Source organism: Streptomyces aureoversilis, assembly GCF_042657885.1.
In the GTDB taxonomy this organism is placed as follows: domain Bacteria; phylum Actinomycetota; class Actinomycetes; order Streptomycetales; family Streptomycetaceae; genus Streptomyces; species Streptomyces aureoversilis.
In genome coordinates this window covers 126,327-149,238 of sequence record NZ_JBHSKJ010000004.1, presented here as the reverse complement: position 1 = coordinate 149,238, position 22,912 = coordinate 126,327, and the positions used below count along the sequence as shown (strand labels likewise).

20 protein-coding genes and 1 pseudogene are annotated in these 22,912 nt (G+C 70.1%); 10 read left to right on the top strand and 11 right to left on the bottom strand.

What is annotated here, in order from left to right:
* Positions 1 to 8 precede the first annotated feature (8 nt).
* Complete coding sequence (locus ACFPP6_RS08480; RefSeq protein WP_382038726.1) at positions 9 to 1,187, bottom strand: alpha/beta hydrolase; 1,179 nt, start codon at positions 1,185 to 1,187, stop codon at positions 9 to 11.
* 190 nt (positions 1,188 to 1,377) lie between these two features.
* On the opposite strand from ACFPP6_RS08480, the gene ACFPP6_RS08475 reads away from it, so the two are divergent.
* Complete coding sequence (locus ACFPP6_RS08475) at positions 1,378 to 2,349, top strand: helix-turn-helix transcriptional regulator (RefSeq protein ID WP_382038724.1); 972 nt, start codon at positions 1,378 to 1,380, stop codon at positions 2,347 to 2,349.
* Between the two features lie 111 nt (positions 2,350 to 2,460).
* On the opposite strand, the gene ACFPP6_RS08470 is transcribed toward ACFPP6_RS08475, so the two are convergent.
* The gene (locus tag ACFPP6_RS08470) at positions 2,461 to 2,883 is read right to left on the bottom strand and encodes a cysteine/serine endopeptidase inhibitor (protein ID WP_382038723.1); all 423 of its coding nucleotides are present in this window, start codon (positions 2,881 to 2,883) and stop codon (positions 2,461 to 2,463) included.
* Positions 2,884 to 3,275: 392 nt separating this feature from the next.
* On the opposite strand from ACFPP6_RS08470, the gene ACFPP6_RS08465 reads away from it, so the two are divergent.
* Both ACFPP6_RS08465 and ACFPP6_RS08460 read left to right on the top strand, forming a co-directional pair.
* On the top strand, positions 3,276 to 4,187 hold the full coding sequence (locus ACFPP6_RS08465; RefSeq protein ID WP_382038722.1) for a glycoside hydrolase family 19 protein: 912 nt from the start codon (positions 3,276 to 3,278) through the stop codon (positions 4,185 to 4,187).
* 154 nt (positions 4,188 to 4,341) lie between these two features.
* Positions 4,342 to 4,731: a hypothetical protein gene (locus tag ACFPP6_RS08460; RefSeq protein ID WP_382038721.1), complete on the top strand. Its 390-nt coding sequence runs from the start codon at positions 4,342 to 4,344 to the stop codon at positions 4,729 to 4,731.
* Between the two features lie 51 nt (positions 4,732 to 4,782).
* Here the strand turns inward: ACFPP6_RS08460 and ACFPP6_RS08455 are convergent, their stop codons facing one another.
* Positions 4,783 to 7,674, bottom strand: a complete 2,892-nt coding sequence (locus ACFPP6_RS08455) for an AfsR/SARP family transcriptional regulator (protein WP_382038720.1) — start codon at positions 7,672 to 7,674, stop codon at positions 4,783 to 4,785.
* A gap of 243 nt (positions 7,675 to 7,917) precedes the next feature.
* Between ACFPP6_RS08455 and ACFPP6_RS08450 the strand changes: the two genes are divergently transcribed.
* A complete protein-coding gene (locus ACFPP6_RS08450; protein WP_382038718.1) occupies positions 7,918 to 9,402 on the top strand; it encodes an AfsR/SARP family transcriptional regulator in 1,485 nt (494 codons plus the stop codon).
* Between the two features lie 33 nt (positions 9,403 to 9,435).
* Here ACFPP6_RS08450 and ACFPP6_RS08445 read toward each other — a convergent pair whose 3' ends face one another.
* The 3 genes from ACFPP6_RS08445 to ACFPP6_RS08435 all read right to left on the bottom strand — a co-directional run bounded on the left by ACFPP6_RS08445 (position 9,436) and on the right by ACFPP6_RS08435 (position 10,816).
* A complete protein-coding gene (locus ACFPP6_RS08445; RefSeq protein ID WP_382038716.1) occupies positions 9,436 to 9,933 on the bottom strand; it encodes a hypothetical protein in 498 nt (165 codons plus the stop codon).
* Between the two features lie 164 nt (positions 9,934 to 10,097).
* The gene (locus ACFPP6_RS08440) at positions 10,098 to 10,628 is read right to left on the bottom strand and encodes an HIT family protein (protein WP_382038714.1); all 531 of its coding nucleotides are present in this window, start codon (positions 10,626 to 10,628) and stop codon (positions 10,098 to 10,100) included.
* Positions 10,625 to 10,816 (bottom strand): hypothetical protein, encoded by a 192-nt coding sequence (locus tag ACFPP6_RS08435; RefSeq protein ID WP_382038712.1) that lies wholly within the window; start codon positions 10,814 to 10,816, stop codon positions 10,625 to 10,627. The genes ACFPP6_RS08440 and ACFPP6_RS08435 overlap by 4 nt, the downstream gene beginning before the upstream one ends.
* A 173-nt stretch (positions 10,817 to 10,989) precedes the next feature.
* Between ACFPP6_RS08435 and ACFPP6_RS08430 the strand changes: the two genes are divergently transcribed.
* Positions 10,990 to 12,522, top strand: a complete 1,533-nt coding sequence (locus tag ACFPP6_RS08430) for an RICIN domain-containing protein (protein ID WP_382038711.1) — start codon at positions 10,990 to 10,992, stop codon at positions 12,520 to 12,522.
* Between the two features lie 121 nt (positions 12,523 to 12,643).
* Positions 12,644 to 13,858 (top strand): basic secretory protein-like protein, encoded by a 1,215-nt coding sequence (locus ACFPP6_RS08425; protein WP_382038710.1) that lies wholly within the window; start codon positions 12,644 to 12,646, stop codon positions 13,856 to 13,858.
* Between the two features lie 216 nt (positions 13,859 to 14,074).
* Here ACFPP6_RS08425 and ACFPP6_RS08420 read toward each other — a convergent pair whose 3' ends face one another.
* The 3 genes and pseudogenes from ACFPP6_RS08420 to ACFPP6_RS08410 form a co-directional block, all read right to left on the bottom strand.
* Entirely contained in the window at positions 14,075 to 14,407 is a 333-nt protein-coding gene (locus ACFPP6_RS08420; RefSeq protein ID WP_382038709.1) for a hypothetical protein, read from the bottom strand.
* Positions 14,408 to 14,720: 313 nt separating this feature from the next.
* Positions 14,721 to 14,998 (bottom strand): annotated as a pseudogene (locus ACFPP6_RS08415) (IS5/IS1182 family transposase); the annotation flags it as partial.
* A gap of 55 nt (positions 14,999 to 15,053) precedes the next feature.
* The gene (locus ACFPP6_RS08410) at positions 15,054 to 16,580 is read right to left on the bottom strand and encodes a hypothetical protein (RefSeq protein WP_382038707.1); all 1,527 of its coding nucleotides are present in this window, start codon (positions 16,578 to 16,580) and stop codon (positions 15,054 to 15,056) included.
* A gap of 571 nt (positions 16,581 to 17,151) precedes the next feature.
* Between ACFPP6_RS08410 and ACFPP6_RS08405 the strand changes: the two genes are divergently transcribed.
* The 4 genes from ACFPP6_RS08405 (at position 17,152) to ACFPP6_RS08390 (ending at position 21,224) form a co-directional block, all read left to right on the top strand.
* Positions 17,152 to 17,556, top strand: a complete 405-nt coding sequence (locus ACFPP6_RS08405) for a hypothetical protein (RefSeq protein ID WP_382038705.1) — start codon at positions 17,152 to 17,154, stop codon at positions 17,554 to 17,556.
* 283 nt (positions 17,557 to 17,839) lie between these two features.
* Complete coding sequence (locus ACFPP6_RS08400; protein WP_382038703.1) at positions 17,840 to 18,211, top strand: cupin domain-containing protein; 372 nt, start codon at positions 17,840 to 17,842, stop codon at positions 18,209 to 18,211.
* A 908-nt stretch (positions 18,212 to 19,119) separates the two neighbouring features.
* Positions 19,120 to 20,454: a wax ester/triacylglycerol synthase family O-acyltransferase gene (locus ACFPP6_RS08395; RefSeq protein WP_382039226.1), complete on the top strand. Its 1,335-nt coding sequence runs from the start codon at positions 19,120 to 19,122 to the stop codon at positions 20,452 to 20,454.
* A gap of 200 nt (positions 20,455 to 20,654) precedes the next feature.
* Positions 20,655 to 21,224, top strand: a complete 570-nt coding sequence (locus tag ACFPP6_RS08390) for a hypothetical protein (RefSeq protein ID WP_382038702.1) — start codon at positions 20,655 to 20,657, stop codon at positions 21,222 to 21,224.
* Between the two features lie 69 nt (positions 21,225 to 21,293).
* Here the strand turns inward: ACFPP6_RS08390 and ACFPP6_RS08385 are convergent, their stop codons facing one another.
* Positions 21,294 to 22,163 carry an SDR family oxidoreductase gene (locus tag ACFPP6_RS08385; protein ID WP_382038700.1) on the bottom strand — a complete coding sequence of 290 codons (870 nt, stop codon included), beginning with the start codon at positions 22,161 to 22,163 and terminating at the stop codon, positions 21,294 to 21,296.
* Positions 22,164 to 22,187: 24 nt separating this feature from the next.
* Positions 22,188 to 22,757 (bottom strand): TetR/AcrR family transcriptional regulator, encoded by a 570-nt coding sequence (locus ACFPP6_RS08380; protein WP_382039225.1) that lies wholly within the window; start codon positions 22,755 to 22,757, stop codon positions 22,188 to 22,190.
* Positions 22,758 to 22,912 lie beyond the last annotated feature (155 nt).

The following is a 22,912-nucleotide window of genomic DNA, read 5'->3' as shown; positions in this document are numbered from 1 at the left end:
CGGACGGGTCAGGCGGCGGAGGCGAAAGCCGCTTCCAGGCGCGGGACGTAGTCCACGAGGTCCTGCGCCCAGCAGCCGTAGTTGTGGCCGCCGTCGCACGCCCCGCCCCAGCCGGAGCCGTTGCCGTAGTCGACGTAGTGGTAGGGGTGGCCGAGCCGGTCCAGCCCGTCCTTGGCGTGCTGCGCCGCCGACCTGACCCAGAACTCCGGTTCGGCGGGATTGCCCTTGCCGTCACCGGTGTAGAGCGCGACGCCCATGCCCTCCAGACGGTCCATGTGGGAGGACGGGTCGGCCTCGTTCCAGAGCCGGTCGGCGTTGAGGATCGGGTACGGGGACCCGAAGATCGCGTCGCTGGAGACCGTGGGCCCGAAGTCGAGGGAGCAGGTGGGGCCGCTGGAACCGCACAACGCGGTGCCGACGTTGGTGAGGGTGGCGACGACGGCTCCGCGCATGACGAGGTGGTTGGCGGAGAGGTCGGTGGCGCCGGAGAAGGAGGCGACCTGGCCGAAGAGGCCGGGGTGGCGCTGGGCGTAGTGGAGGGCGCCGAAGCCGCCCATGGACAGGCCGGCGACGGCGCGGTTCTGCTTGCCGGTGAGGGTGCGGAGGTTGGCGTCGATGTAGGGGATGACCTGGTTGATGTGGAAGGTCTCCCAGTTCTGGGCGCCGGCGGCGGTGTCCTGGTCGCGCCAGTCGGTGTACCAGCCGCGGAGGCCGCCGTCGGGGATGACGGTGATCATCGACTGGGCGGCGGCGAGGGCTGGGTAGGCCAGGTTCGGGTTGCCGGGGTTGTCGGAGGCGCCGTGCAGGAAGTACAGGACCGGGTAACGGCGGTCGGTCTCGGCCGTGTAGTCGCGCGGGAGCAGGATGCGGATGCGGTGCTCCCCGGCGACCTGGGGTGTGGTGACCGTGACGACGAAGTTGGCGGCCGTGCCGGTGACCGGGCCCGTCCCGGTGAGGCCGAAGCCGTCGCGCATCGGGGGCGGGGCCGGGGCCTCGGCGGCATGGGCGGCCGGCAGCGGCAGGCCCACCAGAACGAGAACCGCGACGGCAACCGCGGCGACGACGGCGGTCACGGCGTCCACCGCCCTCCGCACGCGCGGCAGCGGAAGGAAGGGAAGCCGGGAAGGCAGGAGCCACGAGGGCGGGAGCCAGGACGGCAGGGGCCGGGCGGGCAGGACTGATCTCATCGGAGTCCTCGCGGTGGGCTGGGTGTCGGGGAACAGTGGTTCGGCCGGACACCGGGAATCTCATCGCAGTGACCGGCCCCGCGCCATACGGGAGGGCGGCCTACTTGGGCCACTGGCGCAGGTGTGCCACTCCCGCTGTAAGGTTCGGTGGCCGGAGTGCCCGGCGTTCGAGTACGGCGAGGGGAGAGTCGTGCACGACGTGTTGGACCCGGCCTCCGACCGCGGACGTGTCTACCGGTCCCTGGTCGGTCACCCGGGCGAGCCCCTGGGGCGGCTGGTGGCCCGGTCCGGTCTGAGCGAGTCCGCCGTCACGGCGGTGCTGGAGGAACTCGCCACCGAGAACATCGTCATGGCTACGGGCTCCGCCGCCGGGGAGGTGCTCTGGGAGGCGCTGCCGCCCACGCAGGTCGTCGAGGTGCTGCTGCAGCGCGACGCGGCCCTGCGTTCGGCCCTGCGCCGGGCGGGTACGGAGCTGGAGCAGCTCTACCGGTTCGCCCGGCGGGAAGTCGGTCACTACGGCGCGCTGGAGGTCGTCGAGGACCCCGCGCGCCTGCTCATGATCAGTCGGCAACTGCAGCTGGCAGCGCGCCACGAGCTCCGGGTCATCGACGTCCCGCCGTACTCCGGGACGCCCGACCACTACCTGGAGCAGGAGGCGATCCAGCGCGAGCGCATGGCCGCCGGAGTCGTCTACCGCACCATCTACCACGGCACCGCGTTCGCCGACCCGGTCGCGGGGCCCAACATGGCGCGCATGATCGACGCCGGCGAGCAGGCGCGGGCCCTGGACGACCCGCCCATCAAGCTCGCCATCCGTGACGGCGACCTGGCGGTGGTCACCGTCATCGCCGACGACCACCCGGGCCTCGTCTCCCTCCTCGTCCGCCCGTCCGGCCTGTTCCAGACGCTGTCCAAGGTGTTCGAGTCCCTGTGGAAGCTCGCCGTTCCGGTGTCGGCGGCGGGCATCGGCCCGCAGCTCGACACCCGCGACCAGCAGATCCTCACACTCATGGCCAGCGGTGCCACGGACGACGCGATCGCCAGGCGCCTGGGCCTGGGCCGCCGCACCGTCGTGCGCCGGGTCTCGGCACTGCTGACCCGGCTGGGCGCCACGACCCGTTTCCAGGCCGGCGTCCAGGCGGCCCGGCGCGGCTGGCTCTGATCGCGGGCCGCCCTTCCGCAAGCATCACGGCCGGGCCGCAGGCCTCAGCGGGCCGCAAGGGTCAGCGGGGCACAGGCCTCAACGGGCCACGGGCCTCAACGGGCCACGGGATCAGCGCACGAACTTCCAGGTGATGCCGTTGACCACGCCCCGGTCGAGCGATGCCAGCTTCTGGAAGGCCGGCCGGCCGAGGTCGATGTGGGTGCGGTCGCAGGAGAGGCACTTGTCCCTGACCGGCACCCTGATGGTCTTGCCGTTGTAGCTGACCTCGACCGATATGCCCTTGCAGAGAGGGTCGTTGTTGGGATTGGCGGAGGTCCACCACGCGGGCGAGACCGCGACCAGGTCCTGGGAGTTCGCGTCGATGGCCGTCCCGCAGGCGCCGAATCCCTGATCGGTGTAGTAGGTCATCTTTCCGTTCATCGGCTGGCCGATCGGAACGTCGGCGGCCGCCGGTCCCGCGGCGACGGCAATTCCGGTGGCCGCGGCGGCCAGGACGACGGCTGCGGAGCGCGCAGCTCTGCTTCCACGCATGAGTCTCTCCTCGTTCAGGCGTAAATGGCGGGCGGGTGTACTCCACGGACTCCACGGACCCGTGGAGCGAGCGCCCCGGAAACCGGCGTCGCGGAGCTGTTGCGACTCACCGGTCAGGAAGTCGAAGGACAGCGGCATTTCTTCGGCACCCGTCCGGCTTTCGGTCCATGAGTGCCATGCGGGACCTCGCCGACGCAAGTCCCTGCAGCGACAGTTGTCCGGAACCGATTGCCAAATGCACCTGGTTTGGCCGCCCATGATGCATGTCGTTGACAACGAAGTTGAAGAGTTATTCACTGCGCAAGGGCGACGGCTGCAGCGCCTTCCGTCGGCCCCACCGCGCTTTCAGTAAGCGAGTGCCACCTCAGCGATCCGACTTCACAGGAGCCGCCATGAGAAGAAACCGCTTCGTCACCATGCTGCTGGCCGTACTGGCTCTGGTCGGTGCGGCCCTCCTCGTGCCGTCCGGCACGGCGAGTGCTGCAGGCCCGTCGAGTGCCGCCGGCCCGTGCGACAACGCGCCCAACTGGGCGGCCGGAACCTGGTATCCGACGGGCACGGTCGTCCGGTACACGGACGGCAACTACTACGTCGCCGAGCACGACAATCCCGGCTACGACCCGCTCATCAGCACGTGGTACTGGGACCCGTACACCTGTCAGGGAGGCGGGAACCCGGGGGACGGAAAGTTCCCCGTGACAGAGTCCCAGTTCCAGCAGATGTTCCCGGGCCGGAACTCCTTCTACACGTACAACGGGCTGATCGCGGCGCTGGCCGCGTACCCGGGATTCGCCAACACCGGCAGCGACCAGGTCAAGCGGCAGGAGGCCGCGGCCTTCCTCGCCAACGTCGACCACGAGACCGGGGGCCTGGTCCACATCGTGGAACAGAATACGGCCAACTATCCCCACTACTGCGACCGGAACCAGCCCTACGGCTGCCCGGCCGGTCAAGCCGCCTATTACGGCCGCGGTCCGCTCCAGCTCAGCTGGAACTCCAACTACAAGGCGGCGGGCGACGCCCTCGGAATCAACCTGCTGAACAACCCGTCGCTCGTCCAGACCGACGCGGCCGTCTCCTGGAAGACCGCCCTGTGGTACTGGAACACCCAGCGCGGCCCCGGCAGCATGACGCCGCACGACGCGATGGTCAACGGCCGTGGATTCGGGGAGACCATCCGCAGCATCAACGGCACCGTCGAGTGCGACGGCCGCAACCCCGCCCAGGTGCAGAGCCGGGTGAACAGCTACCAGCGATTCGCCCAGATGCTGGGTGCGGCTCCGGGCGGCAACCTCTACTGCTGAGCCTGAGCCCCGGGGCGTGCGGCTGACCGTCAGACTCGCGGTGAGACGGCAGTTAAAGGATGTCTGGGAACATAGAGCCCTCCCGGTGTCTTCCCGATTGAGTGCAACTCCCCATCAGCAGCTAGGATTTGGTCGTACTTGAGAAGGGGCGCTGATGGGCACCAGATTTATTGAGGTAGACGAATCGCGGCAAGGCGAGCCGGGCGTGCGGAAGGGGGGCAGAACATTGACGGTGGGAGACCAGTCCATCACCCAGGACGCATGGGTGAAGGTCGAAGCCTACGACGACCTCGATCCGACCGTGACCGGGGACGTCCATCTGCACACGTTCGCAGTCCCCGGCATGGAAGTGCGGGCCGGGGCCGCGAAGGATGATGAGGACGGAAGCAGCGAATTCGAAACCAGACTGGTCCCGTCTGTCCAGTATTACCAGATAGAACTCGGGCCCGACTCGCTGAATAAGCTCCATGATGCGCTCAAGCCCTTCATCGCAGCAGCGAAGGAATGCGAGCCACCGAAGGGCCGCAAGGGGCGCTCCAAGTAGTCCACAATGTCCCCTCCCGTGAGGGGACATTGCCCTGTCCGTGGTTCCTTCTCACCCGAGGTCCGTGAGGAGGGCGCGCGTCTGGTCGGCGTCCGCCTGCGCCTGCCGCTGCTCGAACAGCCCGAGTGCTGCTTCCAGGCAGGTGCGGGCCCTGGCGCGCTGGCCGAGCTGGTCCAGGCCGCGGGCGAGGGCTCGCAGCAGGCTCGCCTCGAGCATGTCGCTCGTCCTTCGGGCCACCGGCAGGAAGGTCTCGGCGACATCCGCCGCGAGACGGTGCCGGCCCGCCTGGACGTGGAGGTCGGCGATCAGGGCGCCCGTGGCCGCTTCGAAAGCCGGCACGTTCAGGGACCGGAACAGCTCCAGCGCCTCCTGGGCGCGGTGCAGCGCCTCGCCCACGTCGTCGCACAGGCGCAGCACGCGGGCCAGGTAGTACAGGCCGATCGCCTTGGACACCGAGGGCTCTCGACCCACCAGGCGCGCGCCCCGCTCGGCTGCGGTGCGGGCCTCGGCGAGCCGCTCCTGCCGGGCGTAGTTGAACGCCAGTTCGCCCAGCGCGGTGCCCTCGGCGGTCCCGGCGCGAGAGGAGCGGAAGAGCCGCACGGCGGCCTCGCCGTGCTCGACCGCCTCGTCGGTCCGGCCGCCGACGCGCGCGCCGGCGCACAGGGTGAGGTGGGCCCAGCCGCGCAGCCGCGCGTCGCCCCTGTCGCCCCCGTCGTCGTCGCACAGCGCGATCGAGCGGCGTAGTTCCGACTCGGCTTCGGCGAAGGCGTTCGTGTGCCACAGCGCGTTGCCGCACACGTAGCGGGCGAGGGCTTCGGACGTCCGGTCGCCGCGCGCCGCTGCCACCGCGGCGACGTGCCCGGCCTGGGCGATCACGCCGGTCTGGTGGGCAGTGCCGGGCAGTACGTTGTTGAGCTTGTCCACGAGGTCGGCCGCCTGGGCCAGCGGCAGGGACTCGTCCGCACAGGCACGGTCGATCAGCGCCCGCTGGACGGGTATCTCCTCGTGCATCCAGTCGGTCGCCGCCTGTGCGCTGCCGAAGCGGAGGCCGGTCGCGGTCACCGGCACGTCGATGAGCCGGCGCTCCGCGGGGTCCACGGAGTGCGAGGCTGCATCCGCGGTACGTGCGGTGGCCAGGCAGAAGTCCAGCAGCCGGGCGAAGGCCCTGGACGTCCCGGCGGGGGAGCCGTCACGGGCGTTCCTGGCGCGTGCGAAGACCCGCACCAGGTCGTGGAAGTGGTACCGGCCCATCCGCCGGGACTCCACGAGATTGAGGTCGACCAGGGACTCGAGGAGGTCCTCGGCGGTCCGCGGGTCCCGGCCGAGGAGCGCGGCGGCGCAGTGCAGGCCGAGGTCCGGGGCCTCCACGGCCGACAACAGGCGGAAGGCACGGCCCTGTTCGGGCGACAGCTTGGAGTACGAGAGCTCGAAGGTGGCTTCCACGGCGAGTTCGCCGGTGGACAGCTCGCTCAGCCTCCGGTGCTCGTCGCCGAGCCGGCGGACCATGCCCGAGAGGGGCGTGCCCGGCTCCGCGGCCAGGCGAGAGGCGACGACCCGGATGGCCAGCGGAAGACGGCCGCACGCGGCCACCACGGCCGCGGCCGCCTCGGGCTCGGCCGCGCAGCGGCGCTCGCCCACGATCCGGACCAGCAGCTCCAGCGCTTCCCCGGGCGGCATCACGTCGAGCCGCAGGTGCTGCGCCCCGGCCAGCCCGGTCAGCCGGGCGCGGCTGGTCACCAGGACGGCACTGCCCCCCGACCCGGGCACCAGCGGTTGTACCTGGTCGTCGGAGGCGGCGTTGTCGAGCAGCACCAGGAACCGGCGGTCCGCCATCAGCGAGCGGTAGAGGGCGAGGCGTTCGTCGCCGTCGGCGGGGATCCCGTCGTCGGCCGTGCCCAGGATGCGCAGGAACGACGCCAGGACCGCTTGCGTGACCAGGGGCTCGCGGTCGGCACCGCGCAGGTCCGCGTACAGGCATCCGTCCGGAAAGCGCTCGGTGACCTGTCGCGCCGCGTGGACGGCGAGGGTGGTCTTGCCCACGCCCGGAACGCCGTTGACGGCGGAGACCACGATGGCCCGTGTGCCGGGGTGCGTGAGCATGCCGGTGAGGGTGCCGACCGCCTCGCCCCGCCCGGTGAAGTCGTCGATTCCGGGGGGCAGCCGGTGGGCCTCCGGGACGCCGTCCGCGGTGAGGGCCGGGTGGGCCGGCCCGCCGGCCCCGGGCATGGGTTCCGCGCGCAGGATTCGCTGGTGCAGCTCCCGCAGGGCGGCGCACGGCCTGCGCTCGGACGGCGGGAGGTGGGCCAGCCGGTCTTCCAGGAACCGCCGGGTGTCCTCGTAGACGCTCAGCGCCTCGGCCTGCCGGCCCGCCTGGTAGAGCGCGAGCATCTGGACGCCGCGCAGCCGCTGGCTGGCCGGGTACTCGATGACCAGGTCGCCCGCCTCGGCATGCAGGTCCGGCCGGTCCCCGATCTCCGCGTCGAGCTCCAGGCGGGCCTCCAGCAGCGACTGCCGGACGGCGCCGAGACGGTCCCGCTCCGCCCGGGCGTGCGGGCCGTGCAGGCCGGCCAGCGGCTCGGCCGACCACAGTCCGAGCGCATTCGTCAGGGCGTCCCGCGCCTGCTCGGCCGTGCCTCCCGCGGCGCGGATGCGCCCGGCCTCCGCCTCCGCCTGCTCGAACGCCCAGGTGTCCACGACGCCGGCCGGCACGCGCAGCGCGTAGCCGTCGCCGACGGTCGCGAGCAGCGGCGTCTCGGCGGAGTGCCCCAGCACCCCGCGCAGCCGGTACACGTGGGTGCGGACGGACTGGTCCGGTCTGGACGGCCGGTCCGCCTCGTCCCAGACACCCTCCGCGATCAGGGGCAGCGACACCGTCCGCCGCGCGGCGCCGAGCAGGATGGCGAGCACCTCGCGCTGCTGGGGTCTGCCCAGGCGGAGCTCCACGTCGTCACGCCAGGCCCGGACCGGGCCCAGCAGAGAGAAGCGGAATGCCGGTGCCACTGCCTCGGACGGCCGACGCCCCGCAAGGGAATCCCCGTGCGTCTCCATGGCTTGCTTCCTCTCTCACGGACTGGGTTCCATAGGGAGTGCGTAGGTGTGCAGGTGTGCAGGTGTGCAGGCGTGTATGTGTGATGGGATGTCGGTTGTTCGAAATGCCGTGGTGACACGGTCGGCTTAGGGCGAGAAGTGACGGTTCGATTTCAGACGCTGGGGCCGCTGCGCATACGACGGGACGGCACCGAGGCTCCTGCGGGACGGCCCCAGCAGCAGGCCGTCCTCGCGGCGCTGCTGGCGGCCAGGGGCAGACCGCTGACGACCACCCAGCTCCTGCACGCCGTATGGGGAGAGGACGAAGAGCACTGGCCGGCCCACCCGAAGCGGATCCTGGCCACACACGTCTACCGCATTCGCCAACTGCCCGCCTTCTCACCGGCCGGTGCCGGCGCGGTCCTGCTCCAGGCCGGTGAAGGCTACCGGCTGTCGGTCGAGGACGGGGCCGTCGACATGCACCGCTTCGACGACGCCGTACGGGCGGCCGCGGCCGCCCGCAGGAAGGGCGATCCGGACGGTGCCCACGCACTCCTGACCCAGGGCCTGGACCTTTGGTACGGGACTGCTCTGGAGGGAGTGCCCGGCCCGCTCGCCGGGCGGATCCGGCAGCGACTGGCGGTCAGCCGTACGGCCGCCCTGGAGGCCAGGCTGTCCATCGACGTGGCCCGCGGCCGGCACGCCGAGGTGCTGCCGGAGATCGCCGCTCTGGCGGAAGCCCCGGATCCTTCCGGCCCTTCCGGACAGGTGCTGTCACTGCTCGTCCTCGCTCTCTTCCGCAGCGGCCGGCGCCACGAGGCGTTCGCCGTCCTCGACCGGGCCCGGGACCGGGCCGGGGAGCTCGGCCTCGACCCCGCGCCCGAACTGGAGCGGGCGCACCAGGAGATCCTCGGCAGCCCCGCCGGACCTGCCCCCTCCGCGCCCCGCGGCCCCGTCCGCCCGTGCCACCTGCCGCCCGACACCGGTGACTTCACCGGGCGGATCGCCGAAACCGGCCTTCTCCTGGAAACCCTGGCACCCGACGGCCGGGCCGCCGGGCGGCCGGTGGTCGTCCACGGAGCCGCCGGGACCGGGAAGTCCACCCTGGCCGTCCACGTCGCGCACCGGCTGCGCGACGCCTTTCCCGACGGTCAGCTCTACGCCGACCTGACCGGTTCGCATGCGTTGCCGGTGCGTCCCGGCCGGGTCCTCGCCGCCTTCATCCGGGCGCTCGGCGGGGACGTGCCCGAGGACGAGGCGGCCATGGCCGCGGCCTACCAGGCGGCGCTCGACGGGCGCCGGGTCATGGTCGTGCTCGACGATGTGCGGGACCTCGACGGCATCCGCCCGCTGGTTCCCCGGCATCAGGGATGCGGGGCCCTTGTCACCTGCCGGGCACTCACCGGGCTCCTGCCCGGCGCCCGGCGGCTGGCCCTGGGTGCCCTCTCCCCGGACGACGCACTCGGCCTGCTCGTCCGCGTGCTCGGCCCCTCACGCGTCGAGGCCGAACCGGACGCCGCACGGGCCCTGGCCGAGGCCTGCCGGCACCACCCGGCACTGCTGCGCACGACGGCGGCACGGCTCGCCGCCCGGCCGCACTGGTCGCTGGCGAGCATGGTCGACCGGGTGACGGGTGACGGGTGACGGTGACGGGTGACCGGGCCGGGAGGGAGGACGTCAGGATTTCCAGAGCACGTCACAGGGCAGGGGCATGCTGTACGGCGCCGTGCTGTGGCACCGTCTGCCGTTGTCACCGTAGATGAGCAGGGTGCCGCTGGAGTCGAGGAAGAGCTTCACCGGGTAGGGGCGATCGGCCCGGAAGGTCCTACTGTCCCAGCAGGGGTACCCGTCCTGCCTGTAGACCACGAGGTTCCCGTCGCTCTGCATCACGGCCTTGGAGCCGCAGCCGACGGTTTGGCTGCTCCAGCGGGGGCTGCCGTTGACGTAGACGACGAGGTTGCCGTCCTTTTGCATGATGAGCCTGGCGGGGCCGTTGTCCAGGTGCCAGTCCCCGTAGAGGGGCTCGTCGTTCCAGATTTCCGTGTGCTCGGGGTTGATGTCTGCGTGCGCCGTGCCGCCGGCGAACAGCAGGCCGGCCGTGGCGACCACTGCGGATGCCGCGAGAGCGGTGAGGCGGCGGGCTGCCGAAGGACGCTTGGTGCTCGTGGTTGTCATGACGATCCCTTTCTGCGGGACGGAGACGAGGGGACGTAGCTGCGACGTCTCCCACGAGTGTGTCCTTCACCGGTGAAAGGGGATTCAACAAACGATAAACGGTGTGGTGGGGGAGGCCAGGAGGAACACCACCACTTCGTACCTGCCCGGCATCACTGCCGCGGTCACAGCGTCCCCGAAATCTCCCGCCGCAGGCGTGCTGCCATCTCGGCGCGCTGCTCCGGGGTGTACTCCAGGACGCCGTGCTCGGACATCAACGCGTCGAACTGCTGCTGGTTGTAGGGAACGCCCGGTGGAAGGCCGGCGATGTGCCAGTGCAGGTGCGTGTTGCCCTGCTGGCTGCCCAGCGACAGCAGATACGTCCGCTCGGGCGCGAAGACGCGCTCCACCGCCAGCGCCACGGTGCGCACGACCCGCATCAGCCTCATGTAGGCGGCCTCATCGAGGTCACGGATCACATGCTCGACATGCGCTTTCGGCGCCACGAGGACCTTGCCCGGCAGCGTTGGCCACCGGTCCAGGAAGGCCACGTGTTCGTCGTCCTCGAAGACGGTTTCGTGAGCGAAATCCGGGTGCCCGCTCAGGAAGGCGCACACGAAGCAGGGCCCGCTCTGTGCCCGGGCGGAGTAGGAGCCGAGATCGAAAGGCTGCCGTTCCGCCCAGCCTATGGGCTCGCCAGGCGTAGAGGGGCTCATGCCGGTTCACCGGAGCCGGCGAGCTGCGCGGCCTCCCGCGCCCCTTCCTCGACCATGATCAGTTTGCACGGATCGCGAATCTCCAGCGCTCGCCTCTGCACCTCGCCAAGCTCCACAGCTGCCCCACCCTCCTGCCGGACGCGTGCCTCGTCGATCAACTGACGCGAACCACCCTTGAGCAGTTGCACAGCAAAGGCTCGGAGGTGCTTCTTCCGGCCAGGCGGTGCTGCTGAGCCATGGGGGGCGGTCAGGCGGAAGTGGGCCGCGGGCTGGTCGCGGAGGGGCTGTCCATCGAGTGTTGAACCGATCCACCTACGGTCCGGGCACCACCACCCGCACTCGTAGATGGATGGAGCATCCGTTGCGCAGACATGTCGTCACGCTGACGCTCGCCACAGCCGGCCTGGCCGCTGTTCTCCCCATGGCCCAGGTGTACGCCACCACCCCGGCCGCAGGTCCCACCGCATCCGCCCCGCGGACGGCGGACGGCGGCGTCTACGCCCGGGCCGCCGCCACCGATGCCCAGCAGCGTGCCTTCTGGACCGAGCACGAAAAGAACGGCACCTTGCACCAGTTCACGGGCAAGCTGACGGACTGGAAGCCGAAGGCCGATCCGCCGCGGGCGAAGGAGTCGGACACCGGGCGGGTCGTGCAGGCGCCCGCTGTCGCGCCACAGCAGAAGGGGAAGAGTGCCGCGCCACAGCAGAAGGGGAAGAGCCGGTTCGCGGCCGGTTCCCCGGCCGAGGCCGGGCTGCGTGCCACCACCGGCCGAATCCGGATCGCCTGGCCGGACGCGACGAACCCCAACACCTGGTCGTTCAGCCTCTGCACGGGCAACGTGATCGCCAGCGACAGCAAGGACGTCGTCGCCACGGCGCGCCACTGCATCCCCCACGACAAGCAGGGCCGGATGATCTCCGAGGCACAGTACGAGTTCACCCCGGGCTATTCCAAGGACGCCGACGGCACCGAGCACGCCCCGTACGGCAAGTGGACCTTCCGCTCCGTCGGTGTCGTCAGCGACAGTGCCGGCCAGCAGACCAGCGACACCGCGTTCCTGGCGTTCAACACCCAGAACGGCACCCACGTCCAGGACAAGGTCGGTGCCTCCGGCTACCGGTTCGGCATCACCTCCCTGCCGAGCAAGGTGGTGATCGCGGGGATACCCGCCAATTCCAACCAGTTCCACACCTGTGTGAGGGAGCCCTACTGGGGTCCGGACAACCCACCGCAGATCCTGGGCCGTGGCGGACCCTGCACCGGTGACACCGAGCTCTCCGGCGGCGCGAGCGGCGGCCCTCTCCTCGACGGCGACACCTTCGACAGCGGCCCCGTCCAGATCGGCGACTTCTCCGGCAGCGTCCACTGGGGCGACGCGGCTTCCGCGGTCTGGCGCGAGGCGGCCTTCGCCGTCTTCCGCTCCGTGCAGGGCACGGACGGCGGCCGGCCGAGCCACGACAAGGTCACGACGTTGACCAACGCGAACAACAACCTGGCCGACCTCTACGCCTACCGCACGGACAGCGGCGCGGCCGTCCACAGCTACCACGCCACCGGAGGCCGGAACCAGCAGTGGCATCTGTGGGACAAGGGCGACGGCTACTTCCTCATAGAGAACCGCTACACCGAGGAGCAGGGCCTCACCGGGGCCGACGCCCGCGTCCTCGACTACAACTTCTCCAACGGCACCGCCTGGTCGCACCGGGTGAACGGAGCCGGATCCGACAACCAGCTCTGGCGGTTCCGCGCCACCACCGGCCGCCCCGGCTGGTACACGATCCGCAGCAAGCGGGGCGACCAGTGCCTGGGCGCCCCCGGCGGCGAGGGCCAACTGACGGTCGCCTCCTGCGGCACTACGGACGGCCTCGACTCCCAGCAGTGGAAGCTCCAGTAGCGGAGCGCGACGCCCGTAGCCACAGGTGCAGGTCCGGTACCGACCGGGCCCGCTCATGCCAACGCCATTCGTCTGCAACGGCGTTCCCTATCCCATCCCATTCTCGCCGAAAGGCTCGTCCATGCGCATGCGCAACCTCTCGATCACGGCCACCGTGCTGGCCGCCGTCGCCGGTCTCACCGGTGGCCTCACCGCCACGGCCCATGCCGCCGAACCCCTGCCGGAATCCGGCGGCACCTACCGGATATCCAGCCACGCGGGTGGAGCCCTGCAGTGGGACGGCCCCCGCAACGGTGCGGGCGTGCGCGTCAAGGACTGGAACGAGAACCTGACCGAACAGACCTGGACCGTCACCGACGACGGCACCGGGAGCTGGAGCGTCAGGATCCCCCGCACCAACTACGCCGTCGACCGTGACCTGGGCAACAACTCCGTCGCCGCCTGGAACGACATCGGCAGACCCAACCAGCGGTGGTGGCTGCAGAACCTCCCCGACAGCCGCGCCTGGCTGCTGCACAGCGGCGACCGCACCGGCGGCGACACCTGCCTGACCCGCCTCCCCGACCTGGGCACCGCGGCCCGCCCCTGCAACGCGGGCGACAAGGCCCAGCAGTGGAACCTCGACAAGGTCAACGCCCAGCCTCCCACGCCCGCCGTCCCCGTCACGCTGCAGATGGTCGACTCCGGCGGCTACGACCCGAACGCCCTGCGCTCCTGGTTCGACAGGAGCAGAGGTCTTCTCCAGGACCAGTACGGGAAGATCAAGCAATTCATGACCGGCGGCGCCTACGAAGTGAAGCCCGGCATCAACGTCGTCTTCGACGCCGGACACGAGAGCTTCAGAAGCCCCGGCGTCGCGGCCGTCTTCGACCCGAACCCCAAGCCCAAGTACAACAACGAGAAGTCGATCATCCTGCGCCCCGACTACGTGATGAACAACCCCGGAGACACCGGGTCACTCATCCACGAACTCACCCACCAGGTGCAGGACGCCGCCAACGGAGGCTGGCTGAACGAGGGCCAGGCCGACTACTACCGCAAGTACGTCTACAACGTGAAGGAGAAGCCGGGCGTCGACCGCATCCGCGGCACCGACTACAACCGCGGCTACGATTCCACCGCCTTCCTGCTCAACTACATCGCCCACAAGCACCCGGCGGGCGAGAACGTCATCCAGCAGATCAACAACGAGGTGCGCCGGCAGAGCTTCGGCGCCGACGGCGACCGCGTGCTGACCATGATCACGGGCAAGGGCGGCCGGCAGTGGTGGACCGAGATGTGGAACGACATCCAGGCCAACCCGACCCGGTGGACCAACCCCGGCTTCCATGACTGAGCAGAGACTCTTCGGCTGATTCCGGAGGAGAAGGGCCAGGGGGCCGACTGCCGGCGACATGGGTCGCGTGGCGGACGGCCCCTGAGGCGTGTCCGACGGATCGGCGCGGTCTTGGCCGCCGAGGCCGTGCCGCGGTCCCGGGTAGTGCAGGAACCCCGGTCGGGCCGGGGTCCCTGCCTCCGCGTCCGAGGGGAACTTGAACTCCCCCGGATTCACCTACGGGTTGACGAATAGGAAGTCAACGACGGTGCCCAGGTTGCTGGGCCAGTCAATGAACAACCGGAACTCCACCACACCATTCCGCGCTGCCACGTTTTCTACGGACATACTGGCGGCGCCTACGAACTTGTTGTCCCCCTGGCCTTCTGAGACGGAGACGAACGCTCGGGTCTGGGGGGTGATCACGTTCGAGTAGTACCAGAACTTGTCCCTTCCGTGGTGCCCGCCGTAGTCACCTCGGCGGGTGTAGATGGGGCCCACAGCTTCGGCTGCTGGCGCGTCATCGCGCAGCTCGAAGGTCGAGTTCTTTTCCGACGGCGTGTTGGCCATGGCGCTGCCCTCCTGGCAGAGCGTGACAATGCCTTAAAAGCAGGCTCATCCCAGCGCAATAGACAGTCAATGCGCGAACCGAATGACTACCCGATCGAGTTAAGATCTGTCCGGTGGCCCTAGGAGCGGCCCGCTCTCGCATCATATAGACCAATTACGCGGCCACCACCGCCGCCTGCGTCCGTTCAAGCCAACATCCTCATGAGCGCCGGCCGGAATTTCCTCGCCACGGTCAACAAGCAGCCCCAGATGACCCCGGCCCTCCTGCAGGACATGTAGGAGCTGGAACCTGATCGGGACTGTCCAGCAGGTCCTACCGGAGCCAGAGCCAGAGCCGGATCGCGGCAAGGGTGACTGTGCCCTGGAAGACGTACGCCCTCTTGTCGTATCTGGTTGCTACGGCCCGGAAGCCCTCAAAGGCGTTGATGGTTCGTTCGACTTCGTTCCTGCGGGTATAGCAGGCCCGGTCGTATCCGGTGGGCCGTCCGCCTCGGCTTTCACGGCGTTGGCGGTTGGCCCGCTGGTCCCGGTGTTCGGGATCGTGTGCCGGATCTGCCTCCGCCGTAGGTAACGGCGGTTGTGGCGGGAACTGGCTACGCCCTGCCGCTGCTGCGCGACCTGCTGGGCGTAGAAGTGCGTTCCGAGGTCAGGGGGCGGGCTTGCTGGAGGGCTGGCTGACCGTGGGTCGCTGTTCGAGGGTGATGTCGACGCCGCGGGCGCTGTGGTGGAGGGCCGGGGAGAAGCCGGCGCGGGCGAGGGCCTGTTCCTGGGCTGCGGCGGCGCGGGTGGCGGCCTCGCGGGCACCCGAGGAGAGGTGGTTGCAGGTGATGTGCCAGACGCGCGACGTGTGGGCCAGGCGCTGTTGCAGAAGGGCCGGGTCGGCGGGCAGGTTGTCCAGGGCGCCGAGGCCGGCGGCCGTCCGGGCGGTGCCCAGGTCGGCGCGGCCTGTGAACGCCTCCTTGAAGGCGGTGGCGATCAGGCCGCACCGGGCGCCGCTGAAGAGCACGGCGTCGCCGGGAGCATCGTGGATGCGCAGGGTCCTGATCACGGCTCGGGTGTCCCATTGGCGGCTGTCCTCCTGGCGGATCGCGAGGTGGGACGCGGTGATGGGGACGGCCGACAGGAGCACGAGCACCAGCTGCCGACGCGGGCGGACGACGGTGGCGGCCGTAGCGAGCAGCAGGGCGAGGGCCGGCAGGCAGAACAGCAGGTAGCGGTAGGCGAAGAGGGGGTGGCCGAGGGAGACGGCCATGAGGAGCAGCGGGGGGACGGCCAGCCAGGGCACGCCGACGGCGAGGGCCAGGGGAGGGGCCTTGTGCCGGCGCACCACGAGGAGCGTCAGGGCGGAGAGAGCGGTGAGGGTGAGCAGGAGCTTCAGTACGGTGGGCAGGGTGTCCTGGCCTGGGGTGAGGAGCCAGGTGAAGTAGCTGAGCGGTGTTCCGACGGTGACCGGCGCGGCTTCACCTACGGCGGAGCTCTGGGCGGAGCCGAGGATCAGCAGCGGGACGACGGCGGCGATGCCCGCGGCCTGCGCCAGCAGGAGACGCACGACGACGCGGCGGCCGGGTCGCCGGAGGACCATGGTGGCCGCGTGGGCGGCCACCAGGAGAAGTCCCAGCACGTTGAACCAGCCCAGCAAGGCTGTCAGCACTGCGTAACAGACCAGCCACCGGCCAGGGGCACGGCTGGACAGGATCTTCACCAGGGCGCCCGTGGCCAGCACCGCCACCGCCATGACGAAGGCGAACGAGCGGGCTTCCTGCGCGTACCGCGACGCGGTCGGCAGAACGGCGAGCAGCAGCCCTGCGCACAGCCCGAGACGTGGACCGCCGAGCATCCGCCCCAGCCACACCAGGCCTGCTACCGCGACGGCCACCGCCATCGCGGAGGGCACCCGCGCCGTGAACTCGTTGAGCCCCCCGTTCGCCTGCCCGACCAGGTACATCAGCACGTAGTGCAGGCCGTGCACCGCATCGACCTGCCCCAGCAACTCCATCATCTGCGGCCAGGACCGCCGAGCCACGTCGATGGTGACGATTTCGTCGGTCCATGCCGAGGGGGCCGTGTTCCCCCATACTCCGAGACCGAGCCCGATGACCGGAGGCACCCACCCGGCCGCACGCATCCAGCGGGAGCGGGCACGGCCGGCGGACCCGCCGGATATGACAGGCATGGGGAGGTGGGGCGAGGTAGCTGTCACGGTGATGCTTTCTTCGCTGGCACTCGTGCACCGGGCGGTGCTGGGACGGGCGGCGAACAGCATCGCGTGTAGTACCGAGCAGGATGCGCCCCCACATTCGATACATTATGTGCAATGCGCACCTAATATCCAAAATGAGGCGGGTGTGACCTGTGCGGCCCGGGCGCCGGTCCCGGGTGCAGGGCCTGTCAAGGCAACGAGTCCCACCGCCGACCGTTTCCGTATCCGTCCGCAGCCCTCACGGTCGTCGGTCAGGGGCAGGCCGGCCCAGCCGCGGGAGATGACCACGCGGTGGCCTTGCGTGCGGATCGCCTCGATTACCACCCGGGGGGCGACGTCCGTCCAGGAACGCCGCCGGCTCGGCCGGGAGTAGGTGAACGGGGGGCGGACGCGCATTTTCGCGCATCCCGATTCCGTAGATGTCGGCCTCGGCCGGGCGATTATGCGGCACGCCATTCGCCTTGCCGCAAGCCCCAGTGCGCTATACGTTAATCATGGAAAAGGGTGCAGTCGTCGGCAGGTGGTGGAAAACGCGGAGGGTGGCATGACCGATCCACGAACGATCCTCGGACAGGCGCGTCAAGGGCCCGTGCCGGATAACTGGCGAGTCTTCACCAAGAAGCGGGGGAAAGTATCCGGCTTCTTGCGCGGGACGTCGCATGATCCGAACCCGCTGCTGGTCATCACCCTTGACGGCGTCATCGAGTACATGAACGAGAGCAAGCCGCTGGCAATAGTCAATTTCCACGACTTGGCCAGAATAACGCTACACGTGGACGGGCGTAGCTTCTCCGACAGCTCCATTGTGAATCTTTCCGTATGGATCGACCTTCACCACCGCGACGGCAGAAAGGCAAAATGGCAGTCCGCATCCTTCGCGGACGACATGCAGGTGATTCAGGGCTTTATCGAAGCCTACGGCGCCCACAAGGAACTTCGAGGGCGCTGAGGCGTCGCCCACCCGGGGGCCGCGACGAACAGCAGCTCGTCGCGGCCCCCGCTGCACCGGTGGGGCAAGCCCGAGCTCGGGGCCGAAGCCGGTCGACCTCGCTGCGAGTGCGGCGGACAACAGTCGGGGGAACGGCCGCTCAATCGGCACCATGAAACGCCCGCCCAATGGAGGAGCCGGCCCACTCCCGGTCACCGGGCCACCCGCCCGGCTCGCAGCGCTCGCCGTGCGCCTGCGCCCGTGCCTATGTTCAGGACAGCCGATCTATTCAAGGAGAGGGCACATGGCCGGTCTCGTACGCAAGAGCTTCGCTTCACCGGAGGAAGTGCGCCCCTTCGAGGACGGCAAGGGGCGACTGGAAATGGTGGACCTGGGCGCCGGGCCGGTGGGTCGGGCGACATTCGAGCCCGGCTGGCGGTGGTCGCAGCATGTCAAGCCGATCGCCGGGACCGACAGCTGCCAGGCCCCCCACCTGGCCTATGTCGCCTCGGGCCGCATCAAGGTCGTCATGGACGACGGGCAGGAGGAGGAGTTCGGCCCCGGCGACTGCATGCTCTGCCCGCCCGGTCATGACGCGTGGGTCGTCGGCGACGAACCGTGCGTTGTGATCGACTGGCAGGGCTTCGCCGACTACGCCAAGCGCAAGGCGGGGTAGGCAGCTCGTGACGACCACTTCACGGGCGTTCACCCCCGACGGCGCACCGAACACGGCCGACTGCCGCAGCGACCGCACTGACCGGACAAAGGGCGTCAGTCGGTGTTACTTCGTTCGACAGCCTCGGCCTTGTCACCCGGTACGGCCGCCGGCCTCACCGGCGCTCGCCCTGACCTGGCTCCGGTGACCGTGACCGAACTGCGGCCGGACCCGGTGCACGGCCTCGTCGTCGCGCGTTGCGCGTCGCGCGACGCGTTGACCACGGAGCGATCCTCGGTGGGGCAAGACGCTGAAGGCCTGGCCCAACGAGCCACCCGGACGGAAGTGCGTGACCTGTAGGCCAGACGAGGAGCCACGGGAGAGCACGGCGCTGAACACCGAAGGCTGGAAGTGGACAAAGCCACGGGCACCTGTCCGGCCTGCTTCAAGGGTTACGGCAAGGCGAGATCATCACGAAAGTGACCGAAGGCTGGGGGCACCCGGAATGCGCGCCCCGCTGATTGTCGGCAGCCGGGCGGGCGTTCGCGCGGAACGAGGCCGCGATCGAGGCCGGGGAGACGTTGCGGCTACGCCGCGCTGGGGGAGTACCGGCCCTACACCGCCCGCTGGGCCCGCTGGGACATCCGCGACCTGCCCGCCGGGCCTCTCACACGCACGTCACAGTCCCATCCGGGTCAACGGGTGCGCCGCGATGGGCCGGAGCAAGGGAATGAAGGGCCTGTCAGGAGGGGCCGAAATCAACTGCCCTTCGCGTGCTGTTAACGCAGGGTACCGGAGCCACACTTGACGGTAGCTGATCGACGGCGATTGACTTCTGTTCGCTTACGTTCAGCAGCACTGCCCCCCGGCACCATCCGACGCGCGAGTACCCATACCCCTGTGACCTCGGAGACCCTGTGACCTCTGAAGTGGCGCCCGAACTGCTCGCCCCGCTCGACCTCGCCTTCTGGAACATCGAGTCCGCCGGCCACCCACTTCACATGGGCGGACTCTTCGTCTTCGACGCCGATACCCCGGACGCCGCCCAGCGCGCCGCCGCCCTGCTCGCCGCCCGCGCCGCCCGAATACCAGGTCTGAACACCCGCATCCGGCCCGTCTGGCTCCCCGTCGGCGCCGCCGCCCGCCATGTCGCCCCCGACTACGACCCGTTGGACCACGTACACCTCGCCGCGCCCGTACGGGACTTCTGCGTGGCCGCCGGGGCCTTGATGCAGCAGCCCCTGGAGAGGGGGCGGCCGCCGTGGGCCGCGCATGTACTGCCCGGCGCGGATGGCACGTCCTTCGCCGTCCTGTTCACGTTCCACCACGCCCACGCGGACGGCATGCGCGCGGCGTCGTACGCCCTGTCGCTCCTGGACCCCGGCGCCGTCGATGGGGCACCCACCGCGGCCGATGTGCCACGTCCGCAGAAGAACGGCTTCGGCCTGCGCCTGCCCGATCCGCGCAAGCTGCCCGGCCTGGTGCGCGGCGCCGTCACCGACGCCGGCCGCGCCCTGTCCATCGGCTCCGCCATGGCCCGCGCCGCCTTGAGCGTGCACTCCTCGCCCGCCCTCGCCTCCCGTTCCACCGGCGCTCGCCGCGCCGACGGCGCCATCGTCGACCTGCGCGACGTGAACCGTGTCCGCGAGGCCGCGGGCGGCACCGTCAACGACGTCCTCCTCGCCGTGGTCGCGGGCGGCCTGCGGCGCTGGCTCGACAAGCGGGGCGACGGCAGCGACGGTGTACGCCCCCGCGCTCTCGTGCCCGTGTCGCTCCGCGATCCGAAAGACCCCGGTGCCTCGGGCAACAGGCTCTCCGGCTATTTGACCCGGCTACCCGTCGGCGAGGCCGAACCCCTCACTCGCCTGCGCGCGGTGCGCGAGGTCATGGAGCGCAACAAGCAGGCGGGGCCCGCCACTGGCCCGGGCGCCGCTGCGCTGCTGGCCGACGTCATCCCGCCCCTCGGCCACCGCTTCGGTGGCGGCCTCATCGCCCGCTCGGGCGGCCTCTTCTACGACCTGCTCATCTCCAGTGTTCCGCTGCGTGGCGCCCATGGCCTCACGCTCGCGGACAGCCCCGTCCGCGAGGCCTACCCGCTCGCCCCGCTCGCTCCCGGGCAGTCCCTTGCCGTGGGCATCACCACGTACGAGGACCGCGTCTGCTACGGCCTGCTCGCCGACGCTGTCGCCGTACCCGACCTGGACGTCCTCGCCCGGTCGCTCGTGGAGGAGGCCGCCGAACTGGTCGCCGCTTGCGGCAGCTGACCCCTTCCCGATTCGGACGCCCGGCCGCCCCGCCACTCGAGCGGGGCGGCCCGGGCCGGCACGGGATGCCTCGCCGCCGGCGGCCCAGTTCCGATCTCCGCCCCTGGGCGTTCTCACCGACCGTCGCGGCTTGCGTGGCTGCCGGGCACGACGGCGTGACACCGCCATACTCGGAGCGGGCCGGAGAGGGAAGGTGCCGGGTGAGCAGTACGGTGGTTCCGCTGGTGATCGCGTTCCTGGGCATCGTCGGCACACTCCTGTCAGGGCTCATGACGCAGAGGCTCGCCGAGAAGGCGAAGTCAAGGGAGTTGGACCACTCCGAACGACAGCGTGCGGAGGAGCGGCAGTACGAGGCGGAGCGTGCGATGGAGGAGGCCGTCCGGGCCTGCTACATCATGCTGAACACCGCTTCGCTGGACTACCACTCCGAGCTGAACAACTTCTCGTACGCGCTTGAGACCGGCCGCGTCACGGATGACCTGAGGTCGCGTCTGGACGACGCGCGGCGCGAGCACCGTGCGAGGTATTCCGAGGCGCAGATGCGGGTCCCGGATGACGCGCTCACCGCCGCCGACGACGTCCACCGCCGGCTCAGCCGGATCTATGGGGTCCTCAAGCGTCTTGACGGCAGCATCCCGCCGCGCCACGAGGGCGAGTCCCTGGAGCATGCGCACACTCAGATCGTGGAGCTGTGGGAACAGCTGAGCGAGATGCGCCGCATCATGCGACGGAGCATCGGCGTTCCAGCCCACGGCCTGAGAGATCAGTAACGGAGCCGCAGGAGAAGGGATCCGTGGGCGGGTCCTGAGCATGCCCTGCGTGGGGGCTCCGAGGGCCCGTCAGGAGCGGAATTCCTCGGCGTGGTCCCGGGCCCACTGCCCGAAGGCGCGGGCGGGCCGTCCCGTGACGGCCTCCGCCGTCGGCACAGGACCGAAGGACGAGGGATCGAATGCCTCGACCTGTGACGGGTCCGAATCATCGCCGCCGTAGTCCTCGAACCCGAGGAGGAAGTCAGCGCTCTCCGCCGCGAAGCCACCCTGCGCGAGATAGATCTCGCGCGCCTCCTGCGGGGTCACCACCTCGAAGCGGATCTCTTCCTCCATCGCTTCGGCGATGAGTTCCACCTGGCGTCGGTGTGTGAGGAGTTCGGGGCCGTTGAGGGTGTACGCCCGCCCTGCGTGGCCTTCCTCGGTCAGGGCGGACACGGCCACGTCGGCGATGTCCTGCTCATGCACCGGGAACCACGCGGCGTCCGGCGCCGGGTCGCGCACCACGCGCTCCGCGCGGATGGGCGGCCCCCACAGGGCCAGCTTGTTCATGGCGAACTCGCCCGGGCGCACATGCGTCCACTCCAGCCCCGACGCCTCGACCGCCCGCTCCACCGGCAGGTGGAAGTCGGTGTCGAAGCCGGTGGTGACCGCACCGGAGGAGAGCACCACGATGCGGTGCACGCCCGCCGACTTCGCCATGCTGACCACCTCCCCGGCGGTCGCCGCCACCGGGAAGAGGAACAGCGCGTCGACGCCCTCCAGGGCGTCCTTCAGCGTCTCCGGACGAGTGAGATCCCCCTCGTGGACCCGGACTTCCTCCGGGAACACCCCGGTTCGTGCCCTGCGGCTCAGGGCCCGAACCTCATGCCCCGTTTCCACCAGCTGCCGCACGACGTTCCGCCCGACATTGCCGGCCGCCCCCGTCACCAGGATCGTCATGGATCACCTTTCTCGTCACATCCGTCAGAGTGCCGTGCGGGCCCCGATGCCGCTCTCCAGCGTGCGGATGACCCATGCGGAGGCGCCGTGGCGTGGCAATGTCCCCCCGCTGATCGCCATGCAGCCCGCGGATACGTGGGCCCACAGCACATGCTCGATCCACTCGCTGCTCACCTCCGCATCCAGGAGTCCCTCGGCCTGGCCCCGCCTGATCAGCCGCCGGATCTCCTCGGCCGCCGGATCGGAGCCGTCCCGCCCGGCGACAGCCTCGGTGATCCGCGGGTCGCCGTACAGGAACAACACGTGATCGCCGACATCGAGCATCGCGACCACCAGCCGGCGCAGCGCCTGCAGTGGCGGGCCCTGATGAATGCGGGCCTCCTTCAGGGACTCGCCGAGCCGCTGAAGGGAGTCCTCGACGACCGCCGAAACGAGCATCTCCCGGTCCGGGAAATACCGCTGAAGGGTGCTGCGCCCGACGTCCGCCGCCGCCGCGATGTCCGCCACCGTGGCATTACGCCGACGGGACAGCACGGACGCCGCAGCGCCGAGGATCGCCCGGCGCGTCCGGCCACGGGCCCCCGACTCGTGCATGCTGCTGACCATGGCCTCAAGATTGCGGTTGCCGCTCTGGAAATGGCAAGGGCCGCCTCATTATGGGGCGTCGATGACCCATTTTTGTCACGTAGCCCTCCGTCGCCCTCTTGCCACCTCCCCGGCGACTGCGCGGACTGCTTCAGCCGGCTTGT

Bases quoted from the DNA above. Each gene is read 5' to 3' on its own strand.
- ACFPP6_RS08480 (WP_382038726.1), bottom strand. From the start codon at position 1,187: ATGAGATCAGTCCTGCCCGCCCGGCCCCTGCCGTCCTGGCTCCCGCCC.
- ACFPP6_RS08470 (WP_382038723.1), bottom strand. From the start codon at position 2,883: ATGCGTGGAAGCAGAGCTGCGCGCTCCGCAGCCGTCGTCCTGGCCGCC.
- ACFPP6_RS08465 (WP_382038722.1), top strand. From the start codon at position 3,276: ATGAGAAGAAACCGCTTCGTCACCATGCTGCTGGCCGTACTGGCTCTG.
- ACFPP6_RS08460 (WP_382038721.1), top strand. From the start codon at position 4,342: ATGGGCACCAGATTTATTGAGGTAGACGAATCGCGGCAAGGCGAGCCG.
- ACFPP6_RS08445 (WP_382038716.1), bottom strand. From the start codon at position 9,933: ATGACAACCACGAGCACCAAGCGTCCTTCGGCAGCCCGCCGCCTCACC.
- ACFPP6_RS08440 (WP_382038714.1), bottom strand. From the start codon at position 10,628: ATGAGCCCCTCTACGCCTGGCGAGCCCATAGGCTGGGCGGAACGGCAG.
- ACFPP6_RS08425 (WP_382038710.1), top strand. From the start codon at position 12,644: ATGCGCATGCGCAACCTCTCGATCACGGCCACCGTGCTGGCCGCCGTC.
- ACFPP6_RS08420 (WP_382038709.1), bottom strand. From the start codon at position 14,407: ATGGCCAACACGCCGTCGGAAAAGAACTCGACCTTCGAGCTGCGCGAT.
- ACFPP6_RS08410 (WP_382038707.1), bottom strand. From the start codon at position 16,580: ATGCCTGTCATATCCGGCGGGTCCGCCGGCCGTGCCCGCTCCCGCTGG.
- ACFPP6_RS08405 (WP_382038705.1), top strand. From the start codon at position 17,152: ATGACCGATCCACGAACGATCCTCGGACAGGCGCGTCAAGGGCCCGTG.
- ACFPP6_RS08400 (WP_382038703.1), top strand. From the start codon at position 17,840: ATGGCCGGTCTCGTACGCAAGAGCTTCGCTTCACCGGAGGAAGTGCGC.
- ACFPP6_RS08385 (WP_382038700.1), bottom strand. From the start codon at position 22,163: ATGACGATCCTGGTGACGGGGGCGGCCGGCAATGTCGGGCGGAACGTC.
- ACFPP6_RS08380 (WP_382039225.1), bottom strand. From the start codon at position 22,757: ATGCACGAGTCGGGGGCCCGTGGCCGGACGCGCCGGGCGATCCTCGGC.